The organism is Nicoletella semolina, from assembly GCF_004345745.1.
Classification (GTDB): domain Bacteria; phylum Pseudomonadota; class Gammaproteobacteria; order Enterobacterales; family Pasteurellaceae; genus Nicoletella; species Nicoletella semolina.
The window spans coordinates 226,029-252,241 of the sequence record NZ_SLXJ01000002.1; the positions used below are offsets into that span (position 1 = coordinate 226,029).

Genomic DNA, 26,213 nt, shown 5'->3' on the forward strand with positions numbered 1-26,213 from the left:
TTTCCCCTTATTGTATGGTACTGAATTGTGCTAATAAGTGAGCAGTCGCAGATTTATCAATAATTGCCCCTTTATGTTGAATGACAATGCCTGCTAGTTGATTACCTTGGTGGCAACACGATGCCAATGACTTACCTTGTAAGTAGCCTGCCAAAAATCCAGCGTTAAATGCATCGCCTGCTGAGGTCGTATCCATAACTTGCTCAACGGGTGTTGTTGGCACAAAAATAGGTTGTGGATATTGATAAGCTATAGCCCCTTTTTTGCCTTGTTTAATAATGATTTTAGGAATTGAGTAAGCGGATAAACGAGCAATGGTTTGTTGCTCATCTTCATCTTGCCAAAGCGTTGCTTCGTCATCAAACGTTACCAGAGCAATATCAACTAAAGGGAGTAATGCGTGATAACAGGATTTTGCTTGTGCAAGACTTTCCCACAATGCTGGGCGAAAATTACTGTCGAATGCAATCTCTACGCCAGAGTGCTTCAGTTTAGTGAGATAGGTAATCAATAATTCTCGGTCGCTCTCAGGTAGGATTGCCAAAGAAACACCGCTTAAATAGATCATATCGACTGACGATAATTGGTTGGATATTTCAGAGAAATGGGGATGTTGCAACAAATAACGAGCAGCAGATTGGTTACGCCAATATAAGAAAGTACGTTCACCTTGCTTATCCAATTGGATTAGATATAAGCCTAATGAACGATTTTCATCTTGTAATACCCATTGCGTATTAATTCCATCAGCTTGCCAATAAGTCAGTAGACTTTGGCTTAGCTTGTCTGATCCTACAGCAGAGACATAACATATTTGAAGAGCGTGAGGAGCTGAAACACGAGCTAAATAGGTTGCTGTATTGAGTGTATCGCCACCATAGGTTTGATACATTACCCCAAATGGCTCGCCGTTAAGCTCTATCATACACTCCCCAAATAAAGCGATTTTTTTCATTTTTGTTTACCTACTATTTGAGATAGGACTTGGCTTGAAATAGCGTTTGGCATTATGGAAGCAAATGTTCTTCACCATATTTCCCAATAGCTGAAGGTCGTAAGGTGCCTCACCTTTCACCACCCAATTACCTATCATTTCACATAAAATGCGGCGAAAATATTCGTGGCGAGTATAAGAGAGGAAACTTCTAGAATCGGTCAGCATTCCGACAAATTGACTTAATAAACCGAGTTGTGAGAGTTGTTGTAGTTGTCTTTCCATACCGTCTTTTTGGTCATTAAACCACCAGCCTGAGCCAAATTGAATTTTTCCTGCAACACCGCCTGTTTGGAAATTACCAATCATTGAGGCGATCATTTCGTTATCACGAGGGTTTAGGCAATATAAAATGGTTTTTGGCAGTTGGTCGGTTTGATCCATTGTGTCAAGTAGTTGAGAAAGTGGTTGGGCGTAAGCTAAATCTGCCATTGAATCAAAGCCTGTATCTGCTCCCAGCAATTTAAACATTCTCGTGTTATTGTTGCGTAAAGCACCAATATGCAACTGCATTACCCAATGACGTTTGTCATATTCTGCAGCCAGCCACACGAGTAAGGCGGTTGTAAATTGAGCAATCTCTTGTTCTGAAAGCAGTCGGTTTTCTCGTTTTTTTTGCAAAATACGATCTAGTATCTTTTCATCAGGGATCGGTGCAAATCGTAATATTTCAATACCGTGATCAGCAGATTTACAACCATACATATCAAAATGTTCAATGCGTTTTAATAATGCTTGTTTCAAATCTGAGAATGAGAGAATGTCCACATCACTTACACGCCCAAGCTGCGTAATGTAATCATTGAATATTGGCAACTCAATTTTAAATGCCTTATCAGGTCTAAAACTTGGCACAACTTCAATCTCAAAATCGGGATCATCTTGGAGTATTTTATGGTATTTCAAACTATCAATCGGATCATCGGTTGTACCAGATAGCTTCACATTCATCTGTTTCATTATTCCACGAGCAGAAAACTCAGGTTGTTGAAGCATTTCGTTGCATTCAGACCAAATGTGCTTTTCTGTTGCTGGATTGAATAATCTATTTGTAATCCCGAATGGACGACGTAATTCCAAATGTGTCCAATGGTAAATAGGATTTCCGATACATTCAGGAACGGTTTTTGCCCAAGCCTGATATTTTTCATAACGGGTAGCACTGCCTGTAATGAATCTTTCATCAATACCTGCTGAACGCATTGCTCGCCATTTATAATGATCGCCTTCTAACCAAATTTCAGTAAGATCGTTAAATTGTCGATTTTCTGCGATATCTTTTGGCGAAAGGTGGCAATGATAGTCAAAGATAGGACTCTCTTTTGCATAGAGGTGGTATAGCTCACAAGCTACATCATTTGATAACAGAAAATCTTCACATAAAAATGGTTTCACGATGCCCCCTTACACGCCACTGTATGCAGAGAAGCCGCCATCAATAGGCAATACCACACCGTTAATAAAACTTGAATATGCTTCGTCCATTAAAAATAAAATGCCGCCGATAAGTTCATTTGCTTCTCCGAAGCGTCGCATCGGCGTATTGGTGAGAATTTTTTCTGCTCTTGGCGTGGGATTGTCGTTATCATCAAATAATAAACTACGATTTTGATGACTGACTAAAAAGCCAGGGGCAATCGCATTACAGCGAATACCAACTCGAGAAAAATAGACTGCCAGCCACTGAGTAAAATTACTAATAGCGGCTTTAGCACCTGAATAGGCAGGGATTTTGGTTAATGGTGTGTAGGCATTCATACTTGAAATGTTGATGATGCTAGCTCCTTTTTTACCCATCATATCTTGGGCAAAAACTTGGGTTGGCAGTAATGTGCCTAGATAATTTAAATTAAACACAAATTCAATGCCTGATTTGTCTAACGAGAAAAAGGATTTTGTGGTATTGGGTAAATCCAGTTCGTGGAATTCATTGTCAGTGGTTGCCTTTGGGCTATTTCCTCCTGCACCATTAATTAAAATGTCGCACAGACCAAAATCTCGAGCAATTTGAGTACGAGCTGCTTGAAGACTATCAAGATCTAGTACATTCGTTTGGTAGGCTTTAGCGAGATAGCCAGCTTGGTTAATTTCATCAGCATAATCCTGTACCGCTTCGACATTAATATCCAGTAATGCAACTTTCGCCCCTGTTTTGGCGATTTCCTTAGCAAAATAAGCACATAACACGCCACCAGCTCCTGTAATGACAACGACCCTATCTTTAAAATGATGATTGTTTGTTAATGACATTTCTCAATTCTCCAAAATAGACTTTCTTGTGAAAGTAGAGGGCGTGAGATACACCCAGAAAAGTGTGCTTATCTTTTTGCATTAATTTTTTCTACAAACGGACCAATAATCGTATCTGCAAGAGCCTTATCGTGCATCGGTTTTACTGCATCAACAAAAGGTTGTTTGTCTACTTTTACAAACTCAACACCCAGTGTTTCTTTTGCTTTTTTCACTTCCTCAGCAATCATTTTTGTCCAAAGTGCCTTATGACTTATCATTGAATTATTGATGGCTTGTTTAAGTGCTTCTTGCTGCTTAGCGGTGAGTTTTGCCCAAGATTTTTCACTGATTAACAAGACGTCTGGAATCATTGTGTGTTCATCTTCGCTAAAGAACTTAGAGACTTCGCCGTGTCGCATTAAAGTGAGTGCAGTTTGATTATTTTCGGCGGCATCAACAACGCCTTGTTGTAGTGCTGTGTAAAGTTCGCCAAATGCTAATGGTGTAGGAGAAGCACCCATTAATTTCACCATCTCTAATGCAGTTGGACTAGGTTGAACTCGTACTTTTAAGCCTTTCAGATCGGCTGGTGTGTTAATCGGTTTTGCAGCATAAAAGCTACGGGAACCTGCGTCATAATAGGTTAGACCGATAAATCCTTTCCCTTTAGTGGAATCTAAGATTTTGCCGCCAATCGCAGGATCTTGTAATACTCTGTAGTAATGTTCCCTATCTTTAAATAAATAAGGTACGTTAAATGCACCGTATGCAGGTTCAAACGCTTCTAATTCACTAGCATTGGACTTTGCCATATCAAGAGAGCCTGATTGGATCAATTCCATTGATTCACGTTGATTACCCAATTGGCTATTTGGGTAAATACGGATCACCACCTCACCATGTGTTAATTTCTTCACTTCATCTGCCATATTTTGCATTGAGATATGAACAGGGTGGGTTTTGTCATTATTATGACTTAATTTCAATGTTGTTTTGGCTGATACAGATAATGAAATCATCGTTGCAAATAAACTGCTGATTGTAATCGCTAAGAGATGTCTTTTTGTATACATAGTTGAATCCTCTATCTTGATGAGATGAAAAGCAAAATAACTCTACTACTGAAATAGTGAGATAGTATTATTTTTCGCCAATAATGTTAGACCAATTATTTAATCTGTTCTAGACAATTTTCTCAATTTTGTGAAGTTGTTCACAAAATTGAGAAAAAAATCTGTTTTAATATTCAATTTAGGGTATATTTGGTTTACCAATTTTAATAAGATATTAAAGTAAGTCGTATTTTATTGTCTTTCAAGGGGGAAATTATGACTCGGATTATCGCTTTACTTGATCGAATATTAGCGGCATTTTGTGTTGTGTTATGTATCGGATTAGTTATTTCTGTAGTCTGGCAGGTATTTTCTCGCTATGTTTTAAATGATCCTAGTACGGTTACCGATGAACTCGCTCGATTTTTATTTATTTGGGTTGGGCTTGTTGGGGCAGCGTATGGGCTGGGTAAGAAAAAGCATTTAGCCATTGATTTATTATCAATGAAATTAGAAAAAAATCCTAAAAAATACCTTTTACTTCAATTTGTTATTAATGCAATCAGTATTTTATTTGTCAGTGTCATTATGTGCTATGGAGGTAGTTCTCTAGTCTTAAATACAATTGCTGCAGGGCAAATATCGCCTGTTTTAGGTATTCAAATGGGTCTGGTTTATCTTGCTTTGCCTGTCAGTGGATTTTTTATGCTCGTCTTTTTAATTAGAGAAGTGTTCACGGATATTCATCAACTTTCAACTCAACATTAAGGAGGCTATGATGGAATGGACAACTATTATTACATTAGTCGGCAGTTTTTTCGTCTTTCTTGCTATTGGTGTACCAATTTCATTTGCGATTGGTATTTCCTCATTTTTGACTATTCTGCTGGTGATACCGTTCGATTCTGCCATTGCGGTAATTTCTCAAAAAATGGCATCTGGTCTAGACAGCTTTTCCTTGCTTGCTATCCCATTTTTTATTCTTGCTGGCAATATTATGAATCGTGGAGGTATCGCGATTCGGTTAATTGCGTTTGCTAAGGTTTTAGGTGGACGCTTACCAGGCTCTCTTGCTCATGTAAATGTCTTGGCAAATATGATGTTTGGCTCTATTTCAGGTTCTGCGGTTGCAGCCGCAGCAGCTGTAGGGGGAACAATGGCACCACTTCAGAAAAAAGAGGGTTATGATCCTGCGTTTTCTGCTGCAGTAAACATTACTTCATCGCCAACAGGCTTATTGATTCCACCAAGTAATACTTTTATTGTTTATTCATTAATTTCTGGAGGTACATCTATCGGTGCATTATTTTTAGCAGGTTATGTTCCTGGTATTTTAATGGGCTTAGGCATTATGATCGTTGCGTATTATTTTGCTAAAAAACATCAATATCCCGTGTCGTCAAAACCGACATTTAAAGAAGTGGCATATTGCACCTTAGATGCATTACCTAGCTTGGGACTAGTTGTTGTGATTATTGGCGGCATTGTTGGCGGAATTTTTACCGCTACTGAGGCTTCTGCAATAGCGGTCATTTATACGCTAATTCTTGCAGTAGTGGTGTATAAAGAAATTAGTTTAAAAGAGCTGCCGAGCATTATTCTTGAGGCGATGACGACAACTTCTATTGTGCTATTGCTTATCGGTGCATCAATGGGAATGTCTTGGGCGATGGCAAACGCAGATATTCCTTACACCATTAGTGATGCATTGCTTGGTATTTCAGATAATCCGATTGTGATTCTGTTGATTATCAACGTTATTTTGCTGATTGTAGGAACATTTATGGATATGACTCCAGCACTATTGATTTTTACCCCTATTTTTCTACCTATTGTAACGGAATTAGGTATAGATCCTGTTCATTTTGGTATTTTAATGGTGTTTAATTTATCGATTGGAATCTGTACACCACCTGTTGGATCTACGCTGTTTATTGGGTGTTCTGTTGCAGGGGTAAAAATTGATAAAGTGATTAAACCATTATTGCCGTTTTATATGGTATTAATCGTTACTTTATTCATTGTTACTTTTGTACCGCAGTTAAGCTTATGGTTACCGCAGACGTTACTTGGTCATTAATAATAATGGGTGTTTACAATTGGTGGTAAAATTATGGTGTTCAAACAGAACCATCTACATGGATATTCATAGAAAGTAATTGAACATTCCGTTTATATAGTATTAAAAATGATCCATTCATTACTGATGAAACAAGACAGCTAATTATGAACAGCACTACCTTCATAAAAGATGAACTATTTTCATCAAATAATATTCTTCAAGAGAGTTAAAAAATGACAAAAAATGCAGATTTACGTTCATATAAAAAAATTGGTTCTATTTTGAAACAAGAATTAATTGATGGAGTTTACCAAGTGGGAGATCGGCTTCCTCCTGAACGAGATCTCGCAGAAAAATTAAATGTCAGCCGAACAGTTATTCGTGAAGCAATTATTATGTTGGAACTGGAAAATCTTGTTTCAGTTCGTAAAGGATCTGGCGTTTATGTTATTCGCCAACCGCTGTTTGAAGCACAAAATGATGCGATTTATGAATATGAAGATGTTGGTCCATTTGAACTACTACAAGCTCGACAGCTATTAGAAAGTAGCATTGCCGAATTTGCCGCCATTCAAGCGAATAGAAATGATGTATTAAGATTAAAGGAAATTTTAAATCAAGAGCGTATTACGCTAGAAAAAAATGACGAGGATTATTCTGCCGATGAAGAATTCCATAGTGCGATAGCCGAAATGACACAAAATGAAGTGCTAATAAAAATGCAAAAAGAGTTATGGAAATATCGAACAAATTCAATGTGGAAAGGACTACATACACATATTTCTGATCAAAAATATCGCCAACAATGGTTAAAAGATCACGAAAATATTTTAAATAGCATTCAGCGTAAAGATCCAGCGTTAGCAAAAAAAGCAATGTGGCAACATTTGGAAAATGTTAAACGAAAACTCTTCGAATTATCCGACGTAGAAGATCCTGATTTTGATGGTTTTTTATTTAATGTTAATCCTGTTGCAGTTGGTCTTTAAATTACAGTAAAAAAGATTAAGGAGTTTCCTATGGAACAAACGTGGCGTTGGTATGGTCCTGACGATCCAGTTTCACTTTCAGATGTTCGTCAAGCAGGTGCAACGGGAATTGTGAGTGCTTTACATCACATTTCAAATGGACAAGTTTGGACAGTTGAGGAAATTAAAAAACGTAAGGAAATGATTGAGACAGCAGGACTTGTTTGGTCTGTTGTTGAAAGTGTGCCTGTTCACGAAGAAATAAAAACTCAAACAGGCAATTATCAAGTCTGGATTGATAATTATAAACAAACGATCCGTAACCTTGCTTTATGTGGCATTGATACAGTATGTTACAACTTTATGCCTGTATTAGATTGGACTCGCACCGACCTTGCCTACGAAGTTTCAGACGGCTCAAAAGCTCTTCGATTTGATTATATTGCTTTTGCTGCCTTTGAATTATATATCCTAAAACGCCCCAATGCAGAAAATAGCTATACTGAATCAGAACGTAGACAGGCAAAACGCTATTTTGAAAATATGACAGAGAGCAATATTGCTACATTGACAAGTAATATCATTGCAGGCTTACCAGGGGCAGAAGAAGGTTACACTCTAGAAGCATTTCAAATGCAACTTGATCGTTACAATGGAATTACACCAGAGATTTTCCGCACCCACTTAGCTTATTTTCTAAATGAAATCATTCCTGTTGCTCAAGAGGTTGGAATAAAAATGGCAGTACACCCTGATGATCCGCCTCGTCCAATTTTAGGATTACCTCGTATTGTCTCCACAATTGAAGATATGCAGTGGTATGTAGATACTCAACCGTTACCCGCAAATGGCTTCACAATGTGCACTGGTTCTTATGGTGTTCGCTCTGACAATGATCTTATCGAAATGACAACACGTTTTGCAGACCGTATTTATTTTGCACATCTGCGTGCAACCCAACGAGAAGAAAATCCGTTAAGTTTCTACGAAGCTGATCACCTTGCGGGAGATGTGGATATGTTCGGTGTTGTTAAAGCCCTATTAAATGAAGAATATCGTCGTAAAGCGAATGGTGATTCTCGCTTAATCCCAATGCGTCCAGACCACGGTCATCAAATGTTAGATGATCTACATAAAAAAACCAACCCAGGGTATTCCGCTATTGGACGCCTACGAGGCTTAGCAGAATTCCGAGGTTTAGAACTTGCATTGAAAAAAGTCTATTTTGAGAAATAATTTCTCCCCTTTGAAGTGGGATTAGACCAGCTTATCGATAAAAAAACCTGCATTAAATTTTAAAATGCAGGTTAGTAGTTGTTGAAATCTATTTTTGAATAGCGTTAATCAAGTTAGAGATTATTTAATTTTAGTTCAATTAAGAGGGCGTCTTGTGCGGTAGCGTGTGTTTTTGCTTGTTCGTAGGCACGTCTTGCGGCTGTTTTATCACCTTTTGCAGATAAAATATCGCCTGTGAGTACCTGTTTTTGTAAATCCCAAGCTTTACTTTGTATTTGGGATAACGTTTCCATAGCTGAGTCAAATTCAGTGAGTTGATAATGAATATTTGCTAAACGAAAACGAATGACGTCTTGTAAAACATTGTCATTTGTTAGGGCTAAGGCATTTTGCAGTGCTATCTTACTCGCTGTGAAATTATCTTGAACAGCGAACTGTTTTGCTTGTTCTAGCAGAGCAAATACGGAATAAGTCGAGTGTGCATTTTCAGCAACAAATTTCTCAATAAGTGGTGCGTTTTCGTTTGGATTTTGCAAATAGTATTCCATCGTTTGCTGATATTTTGCTGAAGTCTGTTGTGCTGTTTGTAATTGGCGATTCTGCCAGTAATTCCAACCGAATACTGCACTAGCCGCCAATAAAATAGCCACTAAAATCGGTACGCCATTTTGTTTAAACCAATTTTTAGCTTCTTCAAATTGCTGTTCTTCGGTTTTGTTTAAATATTCGTTCATTTTTATTTCCTTATGCAAGACGGGATTGTAGTTCGTTAATCAATTCAGATTGGGGGATTGTTATTTGTTCTGCCTCGCCAAATAAATCTTTGACTACTACGGTTTGGTTTTCTACTTCGCTTTCACCTAGCACTAACGCCAGCTTAGCACCTGATTTATCTGCACGTTTAAACTGTTTTTTGAAGTTTCCGCCACTGCAATGTAACATAATGCGTTGCTGCGGTAGTGCGTTTCGTAGTGTTTCGCTTAACTGAAAAGCAGCCTCGGTCGTTCCTTCGCCAGAATAGACAATATAGATATCCACTGGGCGTGGTAGAGTAACATTTGGATTAACTTCTTGGACGAGCAATATTAACCGCTCCAAGCCCATTGCAAATCCTACCCCTTCACTGGCGTGTCCGCCTAATTGGGCAACTAAGCCATCATAACGCCCACCGCCACACACTGTGCCTTGAGCACCCAGTGCCGTTGTTACCCATTCAAAGACGGTTTTGTTATAGTAATCCAGTCCACGCACCAATTTTTGGTTTATCTCATACTCAATCCCCATCTGATCGAGGATTTGGCATAATTTTTCAAAATGTGCTTTGGATTCAGGATCAAGAAAATCGTGTAATTTTGGTGCGTGATTTAATACGTTTTGTAGAGCTTGGTTTTTGGTATCTAAAATCCGCAGCGGGTTAGTGGTTAAACGGCGTTCGCTATCAGGATCTTGTTTAAGTACGTCTAAATGATTTTGTAAAAATGCAACCAACGCTTGGCGGTATTGTGTACGCACTTCTAATCCGCCAATTGAATTGAGTTGCAATTTAACGTGTTGGCGAATGCCTAATTTTTCCCATAAACGTGCAGTCAGTAAAATTAATTCAGCATCAGCTTCAGGATTTGCAATACCAAAAATTTCTACACCTGCTTGGTGAAATTGGCGGTAGCGTCCTTTTTGCGGGCGTTCATAACGAAACATTGGACCAATATACCATAAGCGTTGCTCTTGGTTGTAAATCCAACCATTTTGAATTGCCGCTCGTACACAGCCAGCTGTACCCTCTGGACGCATTGTGAGGCTTTCCTCATCACGCACAAAGGTAAACATTTCTTTTTCAACGATATCTGTTGCCTCGCCAACACCACGTTCAAACAGTGCGGTAGCTTCAAGGATTGGGCTACGAATTTCAGCATAGCCGTAGCTGGCAAATGTTTGACGAATTTGGGTCTCGACCCATTGCCATAAAAGTGTTTCTGTTGGGGAGCAATCATTCATTCCACGGATTGCTTGAATTGTTTTTGACACGTTATTTTCCTAATATTGCAAAATTATGATGAGATTTGACCGCTTGCAAAATTAAATTTGCTCAATTGCAATACGGTTATGTTGTGTGGCTACTTTTGCTCTGATTTTCGCCTCTAATTGGTCGATCAGCTTTTCATTATCAAATCGCTCTTTTTGACGAACACCATCAAGATAGTAACCGCTCATTTTGTTACTACCTGTTACGCCAAGATCAGAGACTAAAGCTTCTCCAGGACCATTTACCACGCAACCAATAATTGATACGTCCATTGGGGTAATGATATCTTCAAGGCGTTGTTCCAGTGCGTTCACTGTGCCGATAACATCAAATTCTTGACGTGAGCAAGTTGGGCAAGCAATGAAATTAATGCCTCGTGAACGAATACGCAAGGATTTGAGAATATCAAAGCCAACTTTAATTTCCTCAACAGGATCAGCGGCAAGCGAAACTCGTAGCGTATCGCCAATGCCTTCTGAAAGCAGTAGCCCTAAGCCTATTGCAGATTTGACTGAACCTGCTCTTGCTCCGCCAGCTTCGGTGATGCCTAAATGAATAGGTTGTTTAATTGCCTTTGCAAGTAAGCGGTAAGATTCGACCGCTAAAAATACATCAGAGGCTTTTACACTGACTTTAAATTGATCAAAGTTAAGTCTATCCAAAATTTCAACGTGTCGCAGAGCGGATTCTAACAACGCTTCTGGCGTCGGTTCGCCAAACTTTTCTTGAATATCTTTTTCTAGTGAGCCTGCATTGACACCAATCCGAATCGGGATATTTTTGTCTCTAGCACAATCTACCACGGCACGAATACGCTCCTCTTTGCCAATATTACCAGGGTTAATCCGTAGGCAATCTACGCCATATTCTGCGACCTTAAGGGCGATGCGGTAATCGAAATGAATATCTGCCACAAGCGGCACATTTACCTGCTGCTTGATCAATTTGAATGCTTCGGCAGCGTCCATTGTTGGCACAGAAACTCGTACGATATCTGCTCCAACTCGCTCTAATGCCTTAATTTGAGCAACTGTTGCATCGACATCAGTTGTACGAGTATTGGTCATAGACTGTACCGCAATAGGAGCATCTCCCCCTATAGGCACATTTCCTACATAAATTTTGGTCGATTCACGACGCTTAATGGGTGATTGGTGTAACATTATGTTTTTTGTCTTTATTTTTTGTCAATGTTGTGCTGGAAGGTTATTTAGCCAACGGTAATTTGAATCGGGCTACACGTCCATCAATTTGTAATGGTACATCTTGCCCTTGGTAATAAATTCTTACATTAATAGGGGCACCAATGATTAGCTGATATTGCTCATAATCATTAAAACTAAGCACGTCCCCCGCATTGTATAATTTTTCAGCTAGGCGTTTATTCTTGGTATCTTTAACTGAAATCCAGCTTTGCCCTTGTGTAATTTCAATGCGTAATTCATCAGTGATTACCGCTTTTTGAGTATCAACGGTATCCATTGTTGGTTCAGCCGTGGTTGATTGTTGTGGAATATCCTCAGATCTACTTGTCTCTGTTTGCGGAGTTTTTTCCTCTTGCACATTTTGCGAGGCATCTAGTGGTACAGATAAGGAGGGAGCAACAGGCGATACTTCATTGGTGTTAGCTGATGGAGCAGCGGTATCGCTATCTATCGTGTTATTGACCGATGAATCACCATTTGAGTTATTCACCAAGATATTGGAGTCTAGAATATTTACGCTATTATCAAGATCTACCATATTATATTCTTGGGTTCGTACGAGCTGATCACGGCTTTGTTGATCTTTTTGGTACTCTTGCCACCACCAAGTTAAGGTCATGCCCAGTGCAACAAGTAGCACTAAACTACTTAACCATTTTAACCAACGTGTTTGAGAACGGACATTGCTGATTTTAATTGGCGTGATTGGTTTCGCTTTTTTGGGAACTATAACCTCGCCATATTGCACAGAATGTATCCATTCTTCAGGCAGACGTAAAAAACGAAGATAGTTGCGAACATAACCTTTCACAAAAGCGGGTGGGACACGCTTTAAAATAAAAATATCATTTTCAAATGATTCAATGTGGCTTTTTTTTAGCAATGTCTTTTCAGCCACTTCTTCAACAGACAAATTAAGTACTTCACGAGCTTGTTTAAATTGCTGTCCGAGTGATAAGGTGTCTGTGAGAGGTGTATTGTCTGTTTCTTGAAGCATTTTGGTTCGCTCTAAATATTTAATAAAAGGGTGGAGCAAAGTTTAAAGAGGTCTAACAGCTTTTGCAATCATTGAATAATAAAAGAGAAACATAAATTATCCCAAAATTCCTCAATATGTTTGAATTTTGTCAGCATAGCGGTTGATTTTTGCAAAACATTTCCTTTTATCTTCAATCTTCCCCTACGGCGAGGTAGGGAGAGATCTATTTTCTCCTTCACGCCCTCGTTCACGGAAAAAGCATTAGTGGCTGTAGAGGGCGAAAAATCATAGCTTACTTAATTGTGCCGCAATTTAGGCAGTAAAGATAAGTCTGTTTTGGATCATTAAAGCGTGAAAGCAAATTGGCTGGCTTATTAGCTTGACTTAAAGATAATCCAGTCCATTCGCTAACGAGTGCTTGTAAGGTAGGGGCTTTGAATTGCAATTTCAAATCACGCATAATTTGTCCAAACACACTCTCATCTTCTTCAATAAACCACTGCACTTGATAGTTTGAGGCATTTTGAGGCTGTTCAGCTTGAAGCAGCTCAACGAGCATCTCGTAAGCGTCATTAAAATCCCCTAATTTATCTACTAGACCATTTTTTAACGCCATTTCTCCAAGCCAAACTTGACCTTGTGCAATCTTATCTACTGCAGCTTTATCCATTTTCCGACCACGGCTGACTAATTCTAAAAAACGATCGTAGCCATTTTCAATGCTGATTTGAATTAGCACACCTTGCTCTTTCGGTAAGGTTTTAAGTAAAGAGAGAGGGGCTAATTTTGAAGTTGAGATCCCATCTTGATTGACGCCAATCCCTTTAGCGGTTTTTTCAAAACTGACGGCTAAACCAAAAATCCCAATTGAGCCTGTCAATGTGCTACGGCTGGCAATAATTTTATTTGCCGTTGCTGCAATCCAGTAGCCGCCTGATGCAGCCATTCCGCCCATAGAGGCGACTACGGGTTTTCCTGCTTTTTGCAAGTTTTCCACCTCTTGGCGAATAAATTCAGAGGCAATCGCACTTCCACCAGGGCTATTAATGCGTAAAATTACCCCTTTTACTCTTTCATCTTGGTTTGCTCGGCGTAGTAAATGCACGATGGTATCGCTACCTGCCGTATCTTCACTACTTTCGCCTAACACAATCTCTCCTTCTACGTTGATGACCGCAATCTTGTTCGAGGCGTTGCGATAAAATCGACTTGGTAAATTTTCTAAATATTCAAAAAAGGAGATATGATTGTATTCGCCCTGGTGGCTTTTCCCAAATTGAGCGAGCAGAGCTTGATGGATTTGTTCATTGGTGGCTAAGTCTGTAACCAATTTTCGAGCCAAGGCGTATTCTCCATCATCACCTTTGGCTTGTTTATATTCATCAATATACTGCGATATGTTTGGAAGTACTCGCTCTGGTGTAATTTGACGATTGTCGGCGATGGTTTGGGTGATATTTCCCCATAGCGTATTGAGCCACAATTGTGCATTTTGGCGTGCTTCAGGCGACATATCATCACGGATAAATGGTTCTACTGCTGATTTGTAAGTACCGACACGGAAAATATGCGGAATGGCTTCAATTTTCTCAAACAATGTTTTGAAATATAGATTAGAGTAGCTTAAACCGTGTAGATCAACAAAGCCTGCCTTGTTCAGATAAATTTTATCAGCAAAACTTGCCAGATAGTATTGTGCTTGGCTGTAATATTCACCGATCGCAATGACAGGTTTTCCTGTTTCCTTGAAATATTGAATTTCTTTACCAATGAACTCCAAAGAAGGAAAATCGCCCCCTTCAAAATATTTTAGATCTAGCACTAATCCTGTGATTTGATCATTTGTTTTAGCGTGATGAATTGCGCGCACCACATCAAAAGTAGAGATTTTCAGGGGGACTTGGCGAGTGCCATTAAGCTCACTTTGCACAAAGCGGCTAAAATCGGCAAATTGATCGTGGTTATCTGCCAAATAGCCATCTAAATTAAGTGTTAACGCCCCTCTGAAATTAGGATCAAAGGTATTTTTTTGTGGTTTGCTCGTTTGTAGAAAACTTAATAATGATAAACAGAACAGCACAAACAAAATAAAAAATAGGTTAATGACACATTCACGAATACAGCGATAAATTCGATAAATTCCTTTAAATAAAGCTGACATTGCTTCTCCTTACAAAGCTAAAAATTGCGTGATAAACTACCACAAAATCACGAATAATTTAACAAAATATGCTATCCTTCCCCACCTTTTTTAGTGTGAGGAATTTTTTTATGGATGTGTTATCACTTCTGCCATACCGTCGATCAAGTAAAAAATTTGGTGAGATCGCCCCCAACGCAGAGCAGCTTAAAATAATGTTCCAATCCGCACTTAGAGTCCCTGATCATGGGCGTTTAAAACCTTATCGTTTTGTTGTCATTGAAAAGCAAGCGATGGGTTCACTTGAAGAGCTACTAAAGGCAAGTGCCAACGAATTTGAAATGGGCAAGGAAGCTCGACAAAAAGCGGAAAATCTATGTCAGCGATCGCCAATGATGATTGGCGTAGTGGCTAAAATTGCAGAAAATATCCCAAAAGTACCCGCTTGGGAGCAAATGATCAGTGCAGGGTGTGCAACTTATGCACTTCAGCTGGCAGCGAATGCACAGGGATTTGAAACCTGTTGGATAAGCAATCAATGGATCAAAGGCAGTGCGTTACGCCATGCGTTTCAATGTGAAGATGATGAGCAAATTATCGCTTTATTAATGATTGGCTCGCCTTGTGATAGCACTCAAATTAGCTTAGCGAGCCAGCCTGAAGAGATTGAAAATTTTGTCTATTATTTGAATGGAAGCCAACCATGAATCAAGATAACCACCATTATCAAGATCTAATTACTATTTTTAATCGCTGTTTTTTTGACAACTACAATACACGTTTAGAGCGTGGCGGCGATTACCCTATTTACTTGCCTGCATTCAGCCTTGAAGGCGGCATAAAATGTGAGCGTCCTTATCACGTCATTTTATTTGCACACGGTTTTTACAGCAGTGCATTACACGAAATTGCTCACTGGCTTGTAGCAGGTAAGGCACGCAGAGAGCTAGAAGATTTTGGTTATTGGTATGAGCCTGACGGACGTTCAGCAGAGCGTCAGCGTGAGTTTGAACAGGTAGAGGTTAAGCCACAAGCCATTGAGTGGATCTTAGCAATGGCAGCGAATTTCCGCTATTTTACTAGTGCAGATAATTTGACAGGGAACGTAGGCGATAATTCCGCATTTAAGCAAGCTGTCTATCAGCAGGTTAGACACTATGCTGAACACGGATTACCTAAACGTGCGGAAATTCTTCGTCAAGCATTAGCTGAGTTTTACCACACATCTAATAAAATCGAATTAGAAAAATTTGATATACACCGAATTTAAGCACAGAATGATTATAAAATGAGCATTCAATAAAACCATTAATAATGACGATCTACGGACAAATAGGCCAAGGAAATGAGAGCTTGTTTATAGTCGGAGTGAGGTAGAACCGCTAGACAATCTACTGCTTTTTGAGCCTCTTGTTTCGCTTTTTGCATTGTATAATCAAGAGATTGATGCTCAACCATCATTTCAAGCACCTTTTCCATCTCTTCACGCTTGCCTCCTTGCTCTATGGCTTGGCGAATAAAATTAGCCTGCTCTTGTTTATTGGCTTGCATTGCTGATGTCATCAAGTGAAGTAGAGGCAAGGTCGGTTTTCCCTCAACAAAATCATCGCCTATGTTTTTGCCTAATGCTTGTGCATTCGCTGAATAATCTAAAATATCATCAATAAGCTGGAAGGCTGTACCGAGATAGCGTCCATAATCACGCAGTGCATTCACTATTGTTGTATTTGCATTAGCGACTAGGGCAGCACATTGAGTGGCGGCTTCAAAAAGGCGTGCAGTTTTGCTATAGATAACCTGCATATAGCTTACTTCAGTCGTGTTTGGGTCATTACAATTCATCAATTGTTGCACTTCACCTTCTGCAATCACATTTGTTGCATCAGACATCACTTTTAATATTGGCAGATTATCAAGGCTTGTCATCAACTGAAATGCCCGAGTATAGATAAAATCCCCTACCAGTACACTTGCAGCGTTACCAAACAATGCATTAGCCGTTTCTTTACCTCTACGCATTTCAGATTCATCAACCACATCATCGTGCAGTAGAGTTGCAGTGTGAATAAACTCCACAAAAGTTGCACAAGTAATATGCTCACTTCCTTGATAACCTAATGCTTTTGCCGCCAGTATCGCAATCAGTGGGCGAATGCGTTTTCCACCACCGCTAATAATATAATGCCCCAATTGATTAATCAGCACTACATCGGAATTCAATTGCGAGAGAATAGCTTGATCAACGAGTTTCATCTCCGCCTTAACTAAAGCGGAAATTTGTTCCATAGAATATTGCGTAGTCATCAGAATATCTTAAAGTTAAAAATAAGATTGAATTCTACCTGAATGTGCCGTTCGCTTCAAAAGAAGAATGCTCCAAGCGGTCTATTCTATTTAGAATTTTGCAAAATTTATCCATAAAAAATGAGGCAAGCATCACACTTCCCTCATTTGTTCAATCTTACTTTAAACTTAGATGTTCAAGATTTAGCTTTCCCCAGACTGAGGCGGCTCAACTTTTGCGAGTTTGACCATATTTTCAGATACCTCAAGTACCGTAATATTTAAATCAAAGAGCTTAAATTGCGTATCTTCATCGGGAATTTTCTCAAGATGCTCTAAAATAAGTCCATTAAATGTACGCACTTCATCAACAGGCAAATTCCAATCAAATAACTTATTAAGATTTCGTAAGTTCGCTGATCCCTCAATCAACACCGAACCATCAGATTGCGGTTTCACTTCTTCATCAAGGGTTGGAGCGGAAGAAGTCGTAAACTCTCCAACAATCTCTTCTAAAATATCTTCCAGTGTAATTAACCCTTTAATATCACCATACTCATCAACTACCAAACCAATACGTTCTTTATTTGTTTTAAAATTCATTAATTGGGTAGTTAAAGGAGTCGATTCTGGAATGAAATAAGGGGCATCAACGGCGCGTACCAACATCTCTTTGGTAAACTCATTTCGTTCTAACATCAAACGAAATGCCTCACGCACACGCAACATACCAAGAATATTTTTATCCATATTCTCTTTATAGATCACCACTCTTGCGTGAGCTGCTCCTGTGAGCTGACGCATAATCGCTTTCCAATCATCATTAATATCAATACCACCAATATCATTGCGAGGTACCATAATGTCATCAACGGTGACTTTTTCCATATCCAAAATAGAAACTAGCATTTCTTGGTGGGAATTTGGAATAAATTTGCCTGCTTCAAGTACCACACTACGCAGTTCATCACTGTTTAATCCCATTTTTTCTGAAGGACGAATGCGTAATAATTTCATCAAACCACTGATGATGAGGTTCATCAAAAAGACCACAGGCATAAAAATTTTAATCAATGGCGTAAGAACATAGCTAAACAAAAAGCTAATCTTTTCTGGGTAAATTGCAGCAATCGTCTTCGGCAAAATTTCAGAAAACACTAACATTACAAGCGTCAATAATCCTGTTGCAATCGCAATACCCGCCTCGCCAGACAGTTGCATACCAATCATTGTTGCAATTGCTGATGCCATAATATTGACAAGATTATTACAAATCAAAATAAAGCTAAGCAATACATCAGTCCGAGTGAGAAGTTTTTCGGCAAGCTGTGCACCACGATGACCTTTTTCTGCGAGATGACGCATTCGATAGCGATTAAGAGATATCAGCCCAGTTTCAGAGCTAGAGAAAAATGCGGAGAGAATAAGAAGAAAAACAAGTGCAATAAATAAGCTACTCAGGGGGATACTTTCCAAAGTCAAATTCCTATACAAATTAATCATCAAGCGGTCAATTTTGCATAAAATTTTGCAAAATTATCACCATATCTGACCGCTCTCCTTATGGTGTAATCACACCATTCGACTACCAAAATAGGCAACCGTAAGCAGCATCATACCTGAAATCGAATAAATAAGCACTCGTTTTCCACGCCAATGTAGTTTCCATAGCCCTAATAATAAAATACCGTACACAACCCATGCGACAAATGAAAATACCGCCTTATGGATATGCTCAGAGGCAAAAAAATCGTGCAGATAGATCATACCCGTTATCAACACAAGCGTTAATAATCCTTGTGCCATTAAAGTGAGATAGAAAAAATGACGCTCGACTGTCATAAGCGGAGGCAAAAGAGGTGAAAACATCAACTGCTTAGTTTTCAACTTATAATTCAACCAATTAAGTTGCAACGCATACAACAAGGCAATGAAAAATAACGCATAAGAGAAAATAGCAATCGCAAGATGAAATAATAAGCCTGCATTTTCTGACAACTGTTTTATTACTGCTCCTGAGACAAAACTGGATACCGCAATATTGACCATACTTAAAATATAAATAATCGATAATGGAAACCAAATTGTTTTCCATCTAGGCAACGCAATTGTAACAAGCAAACTCATACTCAATGCCATCATCGACGCCACATTGGCAAGCGTAAAATTTTGTCCAGATTGTAAAAAAATAAGATGAGAAATATTCACCAAATGCAAAGCACAAGCTATGAGCCCCACGATAACGACAATATTTAGATTGATATTACCCTGAAAATTACGTTGCTTTTGAGAATAGCGAACAGGATTAATCCACAATAACGCTCCCAAATGTAGTGCAGCTAAATAAGCAATAATGGCCAACACAGCGAATAGCATAAAGTTCTCTTATTTAAGAATAATTTGCAATGCACATAAATTAGCAGTTTTAGATATTTTTTTCTATGAAAAATCACGCACTCCACACAATTTTCACTGAATTTATAATTTGGGCTAATTTATTATGTTATTTTTTACAAAAATTTGCTTATTTATTCGCTTATTTCTAGGAAACTTACGACTTGGAGCATAAGTTTTTTTATGTTGCTAAAGCTTCTTAATAAAAAACCACCTAAAAATGGGTGGTTTTCTGTCAGGAGTGAATCGGGGACGTTATTGCGTGAGTAAATCCAATGCTTCTTGGTATTTGGCAACGGTTTTTTCAATTATCTCAGTGGGGATTTTGGGGGCGGGGGCTTGTTTGTTCCAACCGCTATTTTCTAGCCAATCACGGATAAATTGTTTATCGAAAGAAGGGGGATTTGTACCTTCTTGATAACTGTTTACAGACCAAAAGCGACTGGAATCAGGTGTTAATACTTCGTCCATCAGTGTGAGTACACCATTTTCATCTAACCCAAACTCAAATTTTGTATCGCAAATGATGATGCCTTTTGTCAGTGCGTAATCGGCTGCTTCTTTGTAAAGGGCAAGTGCTGCCTGTTTTACTTGTTGAGCCAATGTTGCACCAATTTGGCGTTCGCATTCGGCATAGCTAATATTGATATCGTGGTCGCCCACTTCAGCCTTACTTGATGGGGTAAAAATAGGCTCGGGCAATTGGCTGGCTTCTACTAAGCCTTGCGGTAGTGCTAGACCGCAAATGGTGCCTGTTTGTTGGTAATCTTTCAGCCCAGATCCTGTTAAATAGCCACGCACGATAGATTCAATTTTTACTGGGGTTAAACGTTTACAGACAACGGCTCGGTATTGGATTGTTTGTGCTTCTGCTTTGGGAAGGACATCAAAAACAGACTCTCCTGTGAGATGATTTGGCATAATATGAGCTAATTTATTGAACCAAAAATGAGATATTTGCGTTAAGATTTCGCCTTTCTTAGGGATTGGGTCATCTAAGATGACATCAAAAGCGGACAGTCGATCTGTTGCCACCATTAGCATTCGTTTGTCGTCAATTTCATAAAGATCACGCACTTTACCTGAATAGATTTTTTTTAAACTAATTTGCATAAGACAATCCCATAATCAATAAAATAATATTGGTTGCGATTATAGCAAACTTACGCAAACGTTTGCGAATATGTGGAAATAATTTGTGTAAAATAGTGATGAAAAAAATGAGAGAAATTGACCGCTTGGGACTAGTCAAAGATCGCCATTAACTCATTTACTTTTAAACGAGCCTGTGATTTTTGGGCGATACTGCGTTGTACTTGGAATGTTTTAAGGGTTGCCCCTTGATAAAGCTCACGAGTTAATGGTGTATCGTGATTGGATATGATCACAGGGATATGGTGTCGTTGGGCTTGCTTGGCATAATTGGCAAGCTGTTGCTGTTGTAACAAGCTAAATCCTCCACCAGCATATTGGGTAAAATTGGTTGCTTGTATGAGTGGTGCATAAGGTGGATCGCAGTAGACAACATAATCATCAGACTGCTGGAAAATATAATCAAAAGTTTGTTGGAAATTGAGGCAAACAAAAGTCGCTCGTTGTGCTTTTTCGGCAAAAAAACGAAGCTCTTTTTCAGGGAAATAATGTGTGCGGTATTGACCAAAGGGAACATTATACTGCTGTTTACTGTTATAACGGCAAAGTCCATTAAAGCCAAAACGGTTTAAATAGAGAAATAAGACTGATCGTTGAAACATATCCTCAGAGAGGTTAAATTCTTGGCGGCGTTTATAATAAAAACTCGCACTGTTGGCTTCGGGGTGTGTGAAAAGCCGCTGGGTGGCTTGAATATAGCGATCGACATCAGTTTTGATGACGTTAAAAAGCTGGATTAAATCAGCATTAATATCTGCCAGTAGGTAGCGGTCAAAATCAGTATTTAAAAAAACTGATCCTGCACCAACAAAAGGCTCAACTAAACACGCTTTTTGGGGTAAATAGCAGTTAATTTCATCAGTGAGGCGATATTTCCCTCCCGCCCATTTTAAAAAGGCTCGCTGTTTAGTTGTCATAATTTATTGCTGTGTAATGCAGCGAATCGCACTCAGCACCTGTACTTCACTAGCTTGTGAGCTAACATAAGCCTTGCCAAGCGTTTTGAGTAGAACAAGACGCAATTCGCCATTTAGCACTTTTTTATCACGCCACATATAAGGTAAGTATTGTTCTGGCTGCATTCCATCGGGTGAAACAGTAGGTAAATTTGCTCTAGCAATGAGAGCTTCTAAACGTGCAACATCTTTGGTTTTGAGATCGCCGAGAAGATGTGAAAGAGCTGCTGCTTCTAGCATTCCAACAGCAACAGCTTCACCATGTAGCCAATTACCATAACCTAGGTGTGCTTCAATGGCGTGTCCGAAGGTATGCCCCAAATTGAGTAATGCTCGATCGCCTTTTTCGGTTTCATCACGCATCACGACATCAGCCTTTAATTGGCAGCAGCGTTGGATACAGTACTCTAGACTTGCTTGGTCTAGTTGAACTAAATGATCAATGTGTTGCTCAAGCCATTCAAAAAAAGCCAAGTCAAGAATTGCTCCATATTTGATCACCTCAGCCAAGCCTGCACTGACCTCACGCTGAGGTAGAGTTTGAAGCGTATTGGTATCAACAATGACAGCAATTGGTTGGTAGAAAGCCCCAATCATATTCTTCCCTAGTGGGTGATTAACTGCGGTTTTGCCGCCCACAGAGGAATCAACTTGTGCGAGTAATGTTGTAGGAATCTGAATGAAGCGAATGCCTCGCTGGTAAGAGGCGGCTGCGTAACCAGCCACATCGCCAACCACACCGCCACCAAGTGCAATCAGTACACTATCTCTGTTATGATTTTTTTCGAGCAGAGCGGTGAAAATGAGATCGAGGGAATCAAGGTTTTTGTACTGCTCGCCGTCAGGAATAAGGACGTGATCAACTTGACAGCCTAATTTGAGCAAGGTATTTGTCAATGTTGTTAGGTAATATTGGCTTACGGTTGGATTAGATACAATCATTACTTTATCCCCAGCTTTCAGTGAATGGAAGCTGCGAGGATCGGCAAGTAGCCCACTGCCTATTGAAATGGGATAGCCACGCTCTTTAAGACACACATCGACTTGCAACATTTTACCCTCTTAATCTCTAAATATTTTGTTATTGTAGGTTATCCATCATATCAATAATCTGCGTTGCAACTACTTTTGCACTCTGTTCATCTGTTTTCAGTGTGATGTCCGCGATTTCTTCATAGAGAGGATTGCGAATTTTGGCTAATTCTTGCAAAGTTTGATATGGATCTTCGGTTTGTAATAATGGACGTTTTCTATCTCGCTGGGTTCGTTCAAATTGTTTATTGATAGTGGTTTCAAGATAAATCACAATGCCTCTTGCGGAAAGCAAATTGCGGTTTTCTTTTGAAAGAATTGAGCCGCCCCCTGTTGAAAGCACCAAACCCTGTGATTGAGTGAGTTCATTAATAATGCGTTCTTCACGCTTACGAAACCCTTCTTCACCTTCAAGATCAAAGATCCAATCAATATCGGCACCTGCTCTCTCTTCAATGACAGTATCGGAATCTAGGAAATCCATATTCAGCATTTGTGCAAGCTGACGACCAATCGTGCTCTTGCCTGCTCCCATAGGACCAATAAGGAAAATATTACGTTTTTCAGCCATTTTATATCTATCTATAGTCTATTTAAAATTTAATGATTTGATTTGTGTAGAATTTTTGAAAAAACAGACCGCTTGTATATAAGCGGTCTGTTTGGCGTTAAATTTTACAAAAAGTGATGAGAGATCATACACCTATTACAATCTAATACACAAATTATACACAAATCGCCCAAAAGTAAAATTGGGGGGTATTATCTCAATAAATCGCCCCATTTTTCAACCTAAAACCGCATATTTAAAATAATTCTCTCATTTCATCGTTTGATCTTGTTGGTGACGATGGTTCAGATGGGGGTTGAAATGGATTTAAATAGCCTCTTTCGATAATATATCGCTTAGTAGGCTCTGTACCTTTAATGAAATATTCATTTAATGAATTGCCAAGTAAGCCACTACTTGAATCAATTTGAGCGATGATGATATTCGGTGGCAATTCCTCTGTTTGTATTGGTTTATTTTTAAGGGCTGTTTTCATATAGTTTATCCACGCAGGCAACGCTGTCTGTGCTCCTGCTTCTCCACGCCCTAATTCTCGTTTGTTGTCATCAAATCCAACGTAAACCGTGGTGGTGATATTCGCACCAAAGCCTGCATACCAAGTTACTTTCGCATTATTTGTTGTCCCTGTTTTTCCGCCAATATCTGTTCGTTTGATTTCCTTTTCTACTCGCCAGCTTGTACCACGCCAATCTTGATTTGGCTCTCCTGTAATCGCTGTTTTCAGCCCACTACGCATTAAAAAAGCAATCTCGCCACTGATAACACGAGGTGCATAGCGTATTTCATTACTATTAGACGACGCTTCTTCAGACATTAAACTTGGGACATCTTCTTTTTGAGTGATTTGAATATCTAACTCTGGCAGATAATCATCATCGTTTGTTATAGAATCTGTGGTTTTCTCTGCTTGGTCATCTTCTTCAATTTGAATAAAATCGGAATAACTTGGTTCATCGTAAACCACGGGAATATCGTGGCAGGTTAAACATGCAATAGCTGGGTTAGCTTTATATAACTCGTTTCCTTGACTATCTAAAATGCGATTAATAATAAAGGGTTCAATCAGGTAGCCTCCGTTATCAAACACTGCATAACCTCTTGCCATCTCAAGTGGTGTGAATGAGGCGGCACCCAATGCAAGAGCTTCAGTGGCTTGGTATTGATCTCGTGTAAAACCAAAGCGTTGTAAGTAATCAGCAACATATTCAACACCAGTCATTTGTACTGTGCGAACCATCATAACATTCTTGGATTTACCTAAACCCACCCTTAATCTTAGAGAACCCTCGTACACATTTGGAGAATTTTTTGGCGACCAAGGTTTCTGACCATATTTAGAAATAGTGATTGGTGTATCACTTAATGTGGTGGCAAGGGTTAATCCTTTATTCAATGCAGCGGCATAAATAAAAGGCTTTATCGATGATCCAACTTGTACCATTGACTGTGTTGCTCGATTAAATTTACTTTGCTCAAAACTAAAACCGCCCACAATGGCTTCAATTGCCCCATTATCACTATTGAGCGAGACGAGGGCGGAGTTTACTTCAGGAATTTGTCCTAACTCCCAATCGCCTTTTTTATTTTGACGTACCCAAATTTGGTTACCAACATCAATCACTTCTTTTACGGTTGTGGGTGCTTTTCCTTGTGCGGAGTCGTGAATAAATTTTCTTGCCCATTTCATTTCTGTCAGTTTAAGCTCAGCTTTATCGCCGTTCGCTAAGAGAATAGTCGCATTTTCTTTTTTTATATTTAGCACAGCAGCACTTACAAAAGGGTCGGAATAGGGTAATTTACTTAAGTGGTCAATAATTTTTTCTTCGTCCCAAGCCGTACCTTTTGCTTCCCATAACTTTTTTGCCCCTCGCCAACCGTGGCGACGGTCATAATCAATTAAGTTTTCACGAAGGGCAATTTGTGCTTCACGTTGATCGCTAGAAAGTACCGTGGCATACACTTGAAAACCTTTAGTATAAGCCACCTCTTCGCCATAGCGTTTAACCATCTCTTGTCGCACCATTTCAGTAACATAATCTGCTCGGAATTCAAGAGCAGAGCCGTAATATTTAGCTTTGATTGCTTCTGATTTTGCTTTTTCGTACTGCTCTTGCGTAATTTTGCCTACGGTGAGCATTCGATGTAATACCACATTACGGCGATTTTCAGCACGTTTTATCGAATACAATGGGTTCATTGTTGAGGGTGCTTTAGGCAGTCCCGCAATAATGGCGATTTCTGAAAGTGTTAGTTCATTTAAGTTCTTGCCAAAATAGGTTTTCGCAGCGGCTGCAACGCCGTAGGAGCGATAGCCTAAGTAAATTTTATTCAGATACAACTCAAGAATTTCTTGCTTGGTGAGATTTTGCTCAATTTCTACAGCAAGAATCATCTCTTTTAATTTCCGTTTAATTTTGCGTTCAGGAGAAAGAAAAAAATTTCGAGCAAGCTGCTGGGTAATGGTGCTTGCTCCTTCTCGATCACCTCGCATTGAGTTAATCATTGCCCGTGCGATCCCTTTTGGGTCAATCCCTTTATGCTGGTAAAAACGAGTATCTTCGGTGGCAATAATGGCATCAATGAGAGCTTGCGGCACATCATTTAATTTCACAGGAATGCGACGTTGCTCACCGACTTCACCGATTAATTTGCCATCAGCTGTGAAAATTTGCATTGGCTGTTGTAACTCAATATTTTTTAATTGATCCACATTTGGGAGATCTGTCTTTAGATAGGCATAGAGTAATCCGAGTGCAATTACACCTAAAATACATAGGGACAGTAAAGTGCTAAATATCATTTTTGCGATCTTCATCGAAAAATTCTCTTTATGTAAATGACGAAATGTTCATTTAAGGTCAAGATAGCCTTAAACACAAAATAGCCCAGTATAAGCGAAAAAACATAAAAAAACGATTTAATCTAGCGTGTCTT

Annotated in this window: 23 protein-coding genes; 6 read left to right on the forward strand and 17 right to left on the reverse strand. The window is 39.2% G+C overall.

Translation table 11 applies throughout. From position 1 onward, the window contains the following. Window positions 1-7 precede the first annotated feature (7 nt). The 4 genes from EV693_RS02505 to EV693_RS02520 form a co-directional block, all read right to left on the reverse strand. Entirely contained in the window at window positions 8-955 is a 948-nt protein-coding gene (locus tag EV693_RS02505) for a sugar kinase (RefSeq protein ID WP_132500816.1), read from the reverse strand. A 6-nt stretch (window positions 956-961) separates the two neighbouring features. Continuing rightward, window positions 962-2,389 (reverse strand): glucuronate isomerase, encoded by a 1,428-nt coding sequence (gene uxaC, locus EV693_RS02510; protein WP_132500817.1) that lies wholly within the window; start codon window positions 2,387-2,389, stop codon window positions 962-964. Window positions 2,390-2,398: 9 nt separating this feature from the next. Then, complete coding sequence (locus tag EV693_RS02515) at window positions 2,399-3,244, reverse strand: SDR family oxidoreductase (protein ID WP_132500818.1); 846 nt, start codon at window positions 3,242-3,244, stop codon at window positions 2,399-2,401. A 68-nt stretch (window positions 3,245-3,312) separates the two neighbouring features. Next, entirely contained in the window at window positions 3,313-4,245 is a 933-nt protein-coding gene (locus EV693_RS02520; RefSeq protein WP_243694552.1) for a TRAP transporter substrate-binding protein, read from the reverse strand. Window positions 4,246-4,554: 309 nt separating this feature from the next. On the opposite strand from EV693_RS02520, the gene EV693_RS02525 reads away from it, so the two are divergent. From EV693_RS02525 to uxuA, 4 genes are all read left to right on the forward strand, one after another. Then, window positions 4,555-5,046, forward strand: a complete 492-nt coding sequence (locus EV693_RS02525) for a TRAP transporter small permease (protein ID WP_132500820.1) — start codon at window positions 4,555-4,557, stop codon at window positions 5,044-5,046. A gap of 10 nt (window positions 5,047-5,056) precedes the next feature. Then, on the forward strand, window positions 5,057-6,358 hold the full coding sequence (locus tag EV693_RS02530; protein WP_132500821.1) for a TRAP transporter large permease: 1,302 nt from the start codon (window positions 5,057-5,059) through the stop codon (window positions 6,356-6,358). 215 nt (window positions 6,359-6,573) lie between these two features. Continuing rightward, complete coding sequence (locus EV693_RS02535; RefSeq protein ID WP_132500822.1) at window positions 6,574-7,329, forward strand: FCD domain-containing protein; 756 nt, start codon at window positions 6,574-6,576, stop codon at window positions 7,327-7,329. Between the two features lie 30 nt (window positions 7,330-7,359). After that, window positions 7,360-8,544, forward strand: a complete 1,185-nt coding sequence (uxuA, locus tag EV693_RS02540; RefSeq protein WP_132500823.1) for a mannonate dehydratase — start codon at window positions 7,360-7,362, stop codon at window positions 8,542-8,544. 113 nt (window positions 8,545-8,657) lie between these two features. Here uxuA and EV693_RS02545 read toward each other — a convergent pair whose 3' ends face one another. The 5 genes from EV693_RS02545 to sppA form a co-directional block, all read right to left on the reverse strand. Further along, the gene (locus EV693_RS02545; RefSeq protein ID WP_132500824.1) at window positions 8,658-9,278 is read right to left on the reverse strand and encodes a YfgM family protein; all 621 of its coding nucleotides are present in this window, start codon (window positions 9,276-9,278) and stop codon (window positions 8,658-8,660) included. Window positions 9,279-9,288: 10 nt separating this feature from the next. Further along, on the reverse strand, window positions 9,289-10,569 hold the full coding sequence (gene hisS / locus EV693_RS02550) for a histidine--tRNA ligase (protein WP_132500825.1): 1,281 nt from the start codon (window positions 10,567-10,569) through the stop codon (window positions 9,289-9,291). Between the two features lie 51 nt (window positions 10,570-10,620). Beyond that, on the reverse strand, window positions 10,621-11,730 hold the full coding sequence (ispG, locus tag EV693_RS02555; RefSeq protein ID WP_132500826.1) for a flavodoxin-dependent (E)-4-hydroxy-3-methylbut-2-enyl-diphosphate synthase: 1,110 nt from the start codon (window positions 11,728-11,730) through the stop codon (window positions 10,621-10,623). A 43-nt stretch (window positions 11,731-11,773) separates the two neighbouring features. Beyond that, window positions 11,774-12,769 (reverse strand): RodZ domain-containing protein, encoded by a 996-nt coding sequence (locus EV693_RS02560; protein WP_132500827.1) that lies wholly within the window; start codon window positions 12,767-12,769, stop codon window positions 11,774-11,776. A gap of 274 nt (window positions 12,770-13,043) precedes the next feature. Then, window positions 13,044-14,912: a signal peptide peptidase SppA gene (gene sppA, locus EV693_RS02565; RefSeq protein WP_132500828.1), complete on the reverse strand. Its 1,869-nt coding sequence runs from the start codon at window positions 14,910-14,912 to the stop codon at window positions 13,044-13,046. A gap of 110 nt (window positions 14,913-15,022) precedes the next feature. On the opposite strand from sppA, the gene EV693_RS02570 reads away from it, so the two are divergent. Further along, window positions 15,023-15,598 (forward strand): nitroreductase family protein, encoded by a 576-nt coding sequence (locus EV693_RS02570; RefSeq protein ID WP_132500829.1) that lies wholly within the window; start codon window positions 15,023-15,025, stop codon window positions 15,596-15,598. Further along, a complete protein-coding gene (locus EV693_RS02575; protein WP_132500830.1) occupies window positions 15,595-16,161 on the forward strand; it encodes an elongation factor P hydroxylase in 567 nt (188 codons plus the stop codon). The genes EV693_RS02570 and EV693_RS02575 overlap by 4 nt, the downstream gene beginning before the upstream one ends. 38 nt (window positions 16,162-16,199) lie before the next feature. Here the strand turns inward: EV693_RS02575 and ispB are convergent, their stop codons facing one another. The 8 genes from ispB to EV693_RS02615 form a co-directional block, all read right to left on the reverse strand. Beyond that, window positions 16,200-17,195, reverse strand: coding sequence for an octaprenyl diphosphate synthase (gene ispB, locus EV693_RS02580; protein WP_132500831.1), 996 nt, complete (start codon window positions 17,193-17,195; stop codon window positions 16,200-16,202). Between the two features lie 183 nt (window positions 17,196-17,378). After that, window positions 17,379-18,650 (reverse strand): HlyC/CorC family transporter, encoded by a 1,272-nt coding sequence (locus EV693_RS02585; protein WP_132500832.1) that lies wholly within the window; start codon window positions 18,648-18,650, stop codon window positions 17,379-17,381. A gap of 96 nt (window positions 18,651-18,746) precedes the next feature. Next, window positions 18,747-19,550 carry a cytochrome C assembly family protein gene (locus EV693_RS02590; protein WP_132500833.1) on the reverse strand — a complete coding sequence of 268 codons (804 nt, stop codon included), beginning with the start codon at window positions 19,548-19,550 and terminating at the stop codon, window positions 18,747-18,749. A gap of 273 nt (window positions 19,551-19,823) precedes the next feature. After that, entirely contained in the window at window positions 19,824-20,681 is an 858-nt protein-coding gene (locus EV693_RS02595) for a phosphoribosylaminoimidazolesuccinocarboxamide synthase (protein WP_132500834.1), read from the reverse strand. 131 nt (window positions 20,682-20,812) lie between these two features. Next, window positions 20,813-21,637: a Dam family site-specific DNA-(adenine-N6)-methyltransferase gene (locus tag EV693_RS02600; protein WP_132500835.1), complete on the reverse strand. Its 825-nt coding sequence runs from the start codon at window positions 21,635-21,637 to the stop codon at window positions 20,813-20,815. Window positions 21,638-21,640: 3 nt separating this feature from the next. Beyond that, complete coding sequence (gene aroB / locus EV693_RS02605) at window positions 21,641-22,729, reverse strand: 3-dehydroquinate synthase (protein WP_132500836.1); 1,089 nt, start codon at window positions 22,727-22,729, stop codon at window positions 21,641-21,643. Between the two features lie 28 nt (window positions 22,730-22,757). Beyond that, window positions 22,758-23,279, reverse strand: a complete 522-nt coding sequence (aroK, locus tag EV693_RS02610; RefSeq protein WP_132500837.1) for a shikimate kinase AroK — start codon at window positions 23,277-23,279, stop codon at window positions 22,758-22,760. Between the two features lie 235 nt (window positions 23,280-23,514). Beyond that, entirely contained in the window at window positions 23,515-26,094 is a 2,580-nt protein-coding gene (locus EV693_RS02615; RefSeq protein ID WP_132500838.1) for a penicillin-binding protein 1A, read from the reverse strand. Between the last annotated feature and the right edge of the window lie 119 nt (window positions 26,095-26,213).

Coding starts and splice junctions, on each gene's coding strand:
- EV693_RS02525 (WP_132500820.1), top strand. CDS start 4,555: ATGACTCGGATTATCGCTTTACTTGATCGAATATTAGCGGCATTTTGT.
- EV693_RS02590 (WP_132500833.1), bottom strand. CDS start 19,550: ATGCTATTCGCTGTGTTGGCCATTATTGCTTATTTAGCTGCACTACAT.
- EV693_RS02570 (WP_132500829.1), top strand. CDS start 15,023: ATGGATGTGTTATCACTTCTGCCATACCGTCGATCAAGTAAAAAATTT.
- EV693_RS02535 (WP_132500822.1), top strand. CDS start 6,574: ATGACAAAAAATGCAGATTTACGTTCATATAAAAAAATTGGTTCTATT.
- EV693_RS02575 (WP_132500830.1), top strand. CDS start 15,595: ATGAATCAAGATAACCACCATTATCAAGATCTAATTACTATTTTTAAT.
- sppA (WP_132500828.1), bottom strand. CDS start 14,912: ATGTCAGCTTTATTTAAAGGAATTTATCGAATTTATCGCTGTATTCGT.
- EV693_RS02560 (WP_132500827.1), bottom strand. CDS start 12,769: ATGCTTCAAGAAACAGACAATACACCTCTCACAGACACCTTATCACTC.
- aroB (WP_132500836.1), bottom strand. CDS start 22,729: ATGTTGCAAGTCGATGTGTGTCTTAAAGAGCGTGGCTATCCCATTTCA.
- ispG (WP_132500826.1), bottom strand. CDS start 11,730: ATGTTACACCAATCACCCATTAAGCGTCGTGAATCGACCAAAATTTAT.
- EV693_RS02600 (WP_132500835.1), bottom strand. CDS start 21,637: ATGACAACTAAACAGCGAGCCTTTTTAAAATGGGCGGGAGGGAAATAT.
- EV693_RS02545 (WP_132500824.1), bottom strand. CDS start 9,278: ATGAACGAATATTTAAACAAAACCGAAGAACAGCAATTTGAAGAAGCT.
- uxuA (WP_132500823.1), top strand. CDS start 7,360: ATGGAACAAACGTGGCGTTGGTATGGTCCTGACGATCCAGTTTCACTT.
- EV693_RS02505 (WP_132500816.1), bottom strand. CDS start 955: ATGAAAAAAATCGCTTTATTTGGGGAGTGTATGATAGAGCTTAACGGC.
- EV693_RS02515 (WP_132500818.1), bottom strand. CDS start 3,244: ATGTCATTAACAAACAATCATCATTTTAAAGATAGGGTCGTTGTCATT.
- EV693_RS02595 (WP_132500834.1), bottom strand. CDS start 20,681: ATGCAAATTAGTTTAAAAAAAATCTATTCAGGTAAAGTGCGTGATCTT.
- aroK (WP_132500837.1), bottom strand. CDS start 23,279: ATGGCTGAAAAACGTAATATTTTCCTTATTGGTCCTATGGGAGCAGGC.
- EV693_RS02530 (WP_132500821.1), top strand. CDS start 5,057: ATGGAATGGACAACTATTATTACATTAGTCGGCAGTTTTTTCGTCTTT.
- EV693_RS02520 (WP_243694552.1), bottom strand. CDS start 4,245: ATGATTTCATTATCTGTATCAGCCAAAACAACATTGAAATTAAGTCAT.
- EV693_RS02615 (WP_132500838.1), bottom strand. CDS start 26,094: ATGAAGATCGCAAAAATGATATTTAGCACTTTACTGTCCCTATGTATT.
- ispB (WP_132500831.1), bottom strand. CDS start 17,195: ATGACTACGCAATATTCTATGGAACAAATTTCCGCTTTAGTTAAGGCG.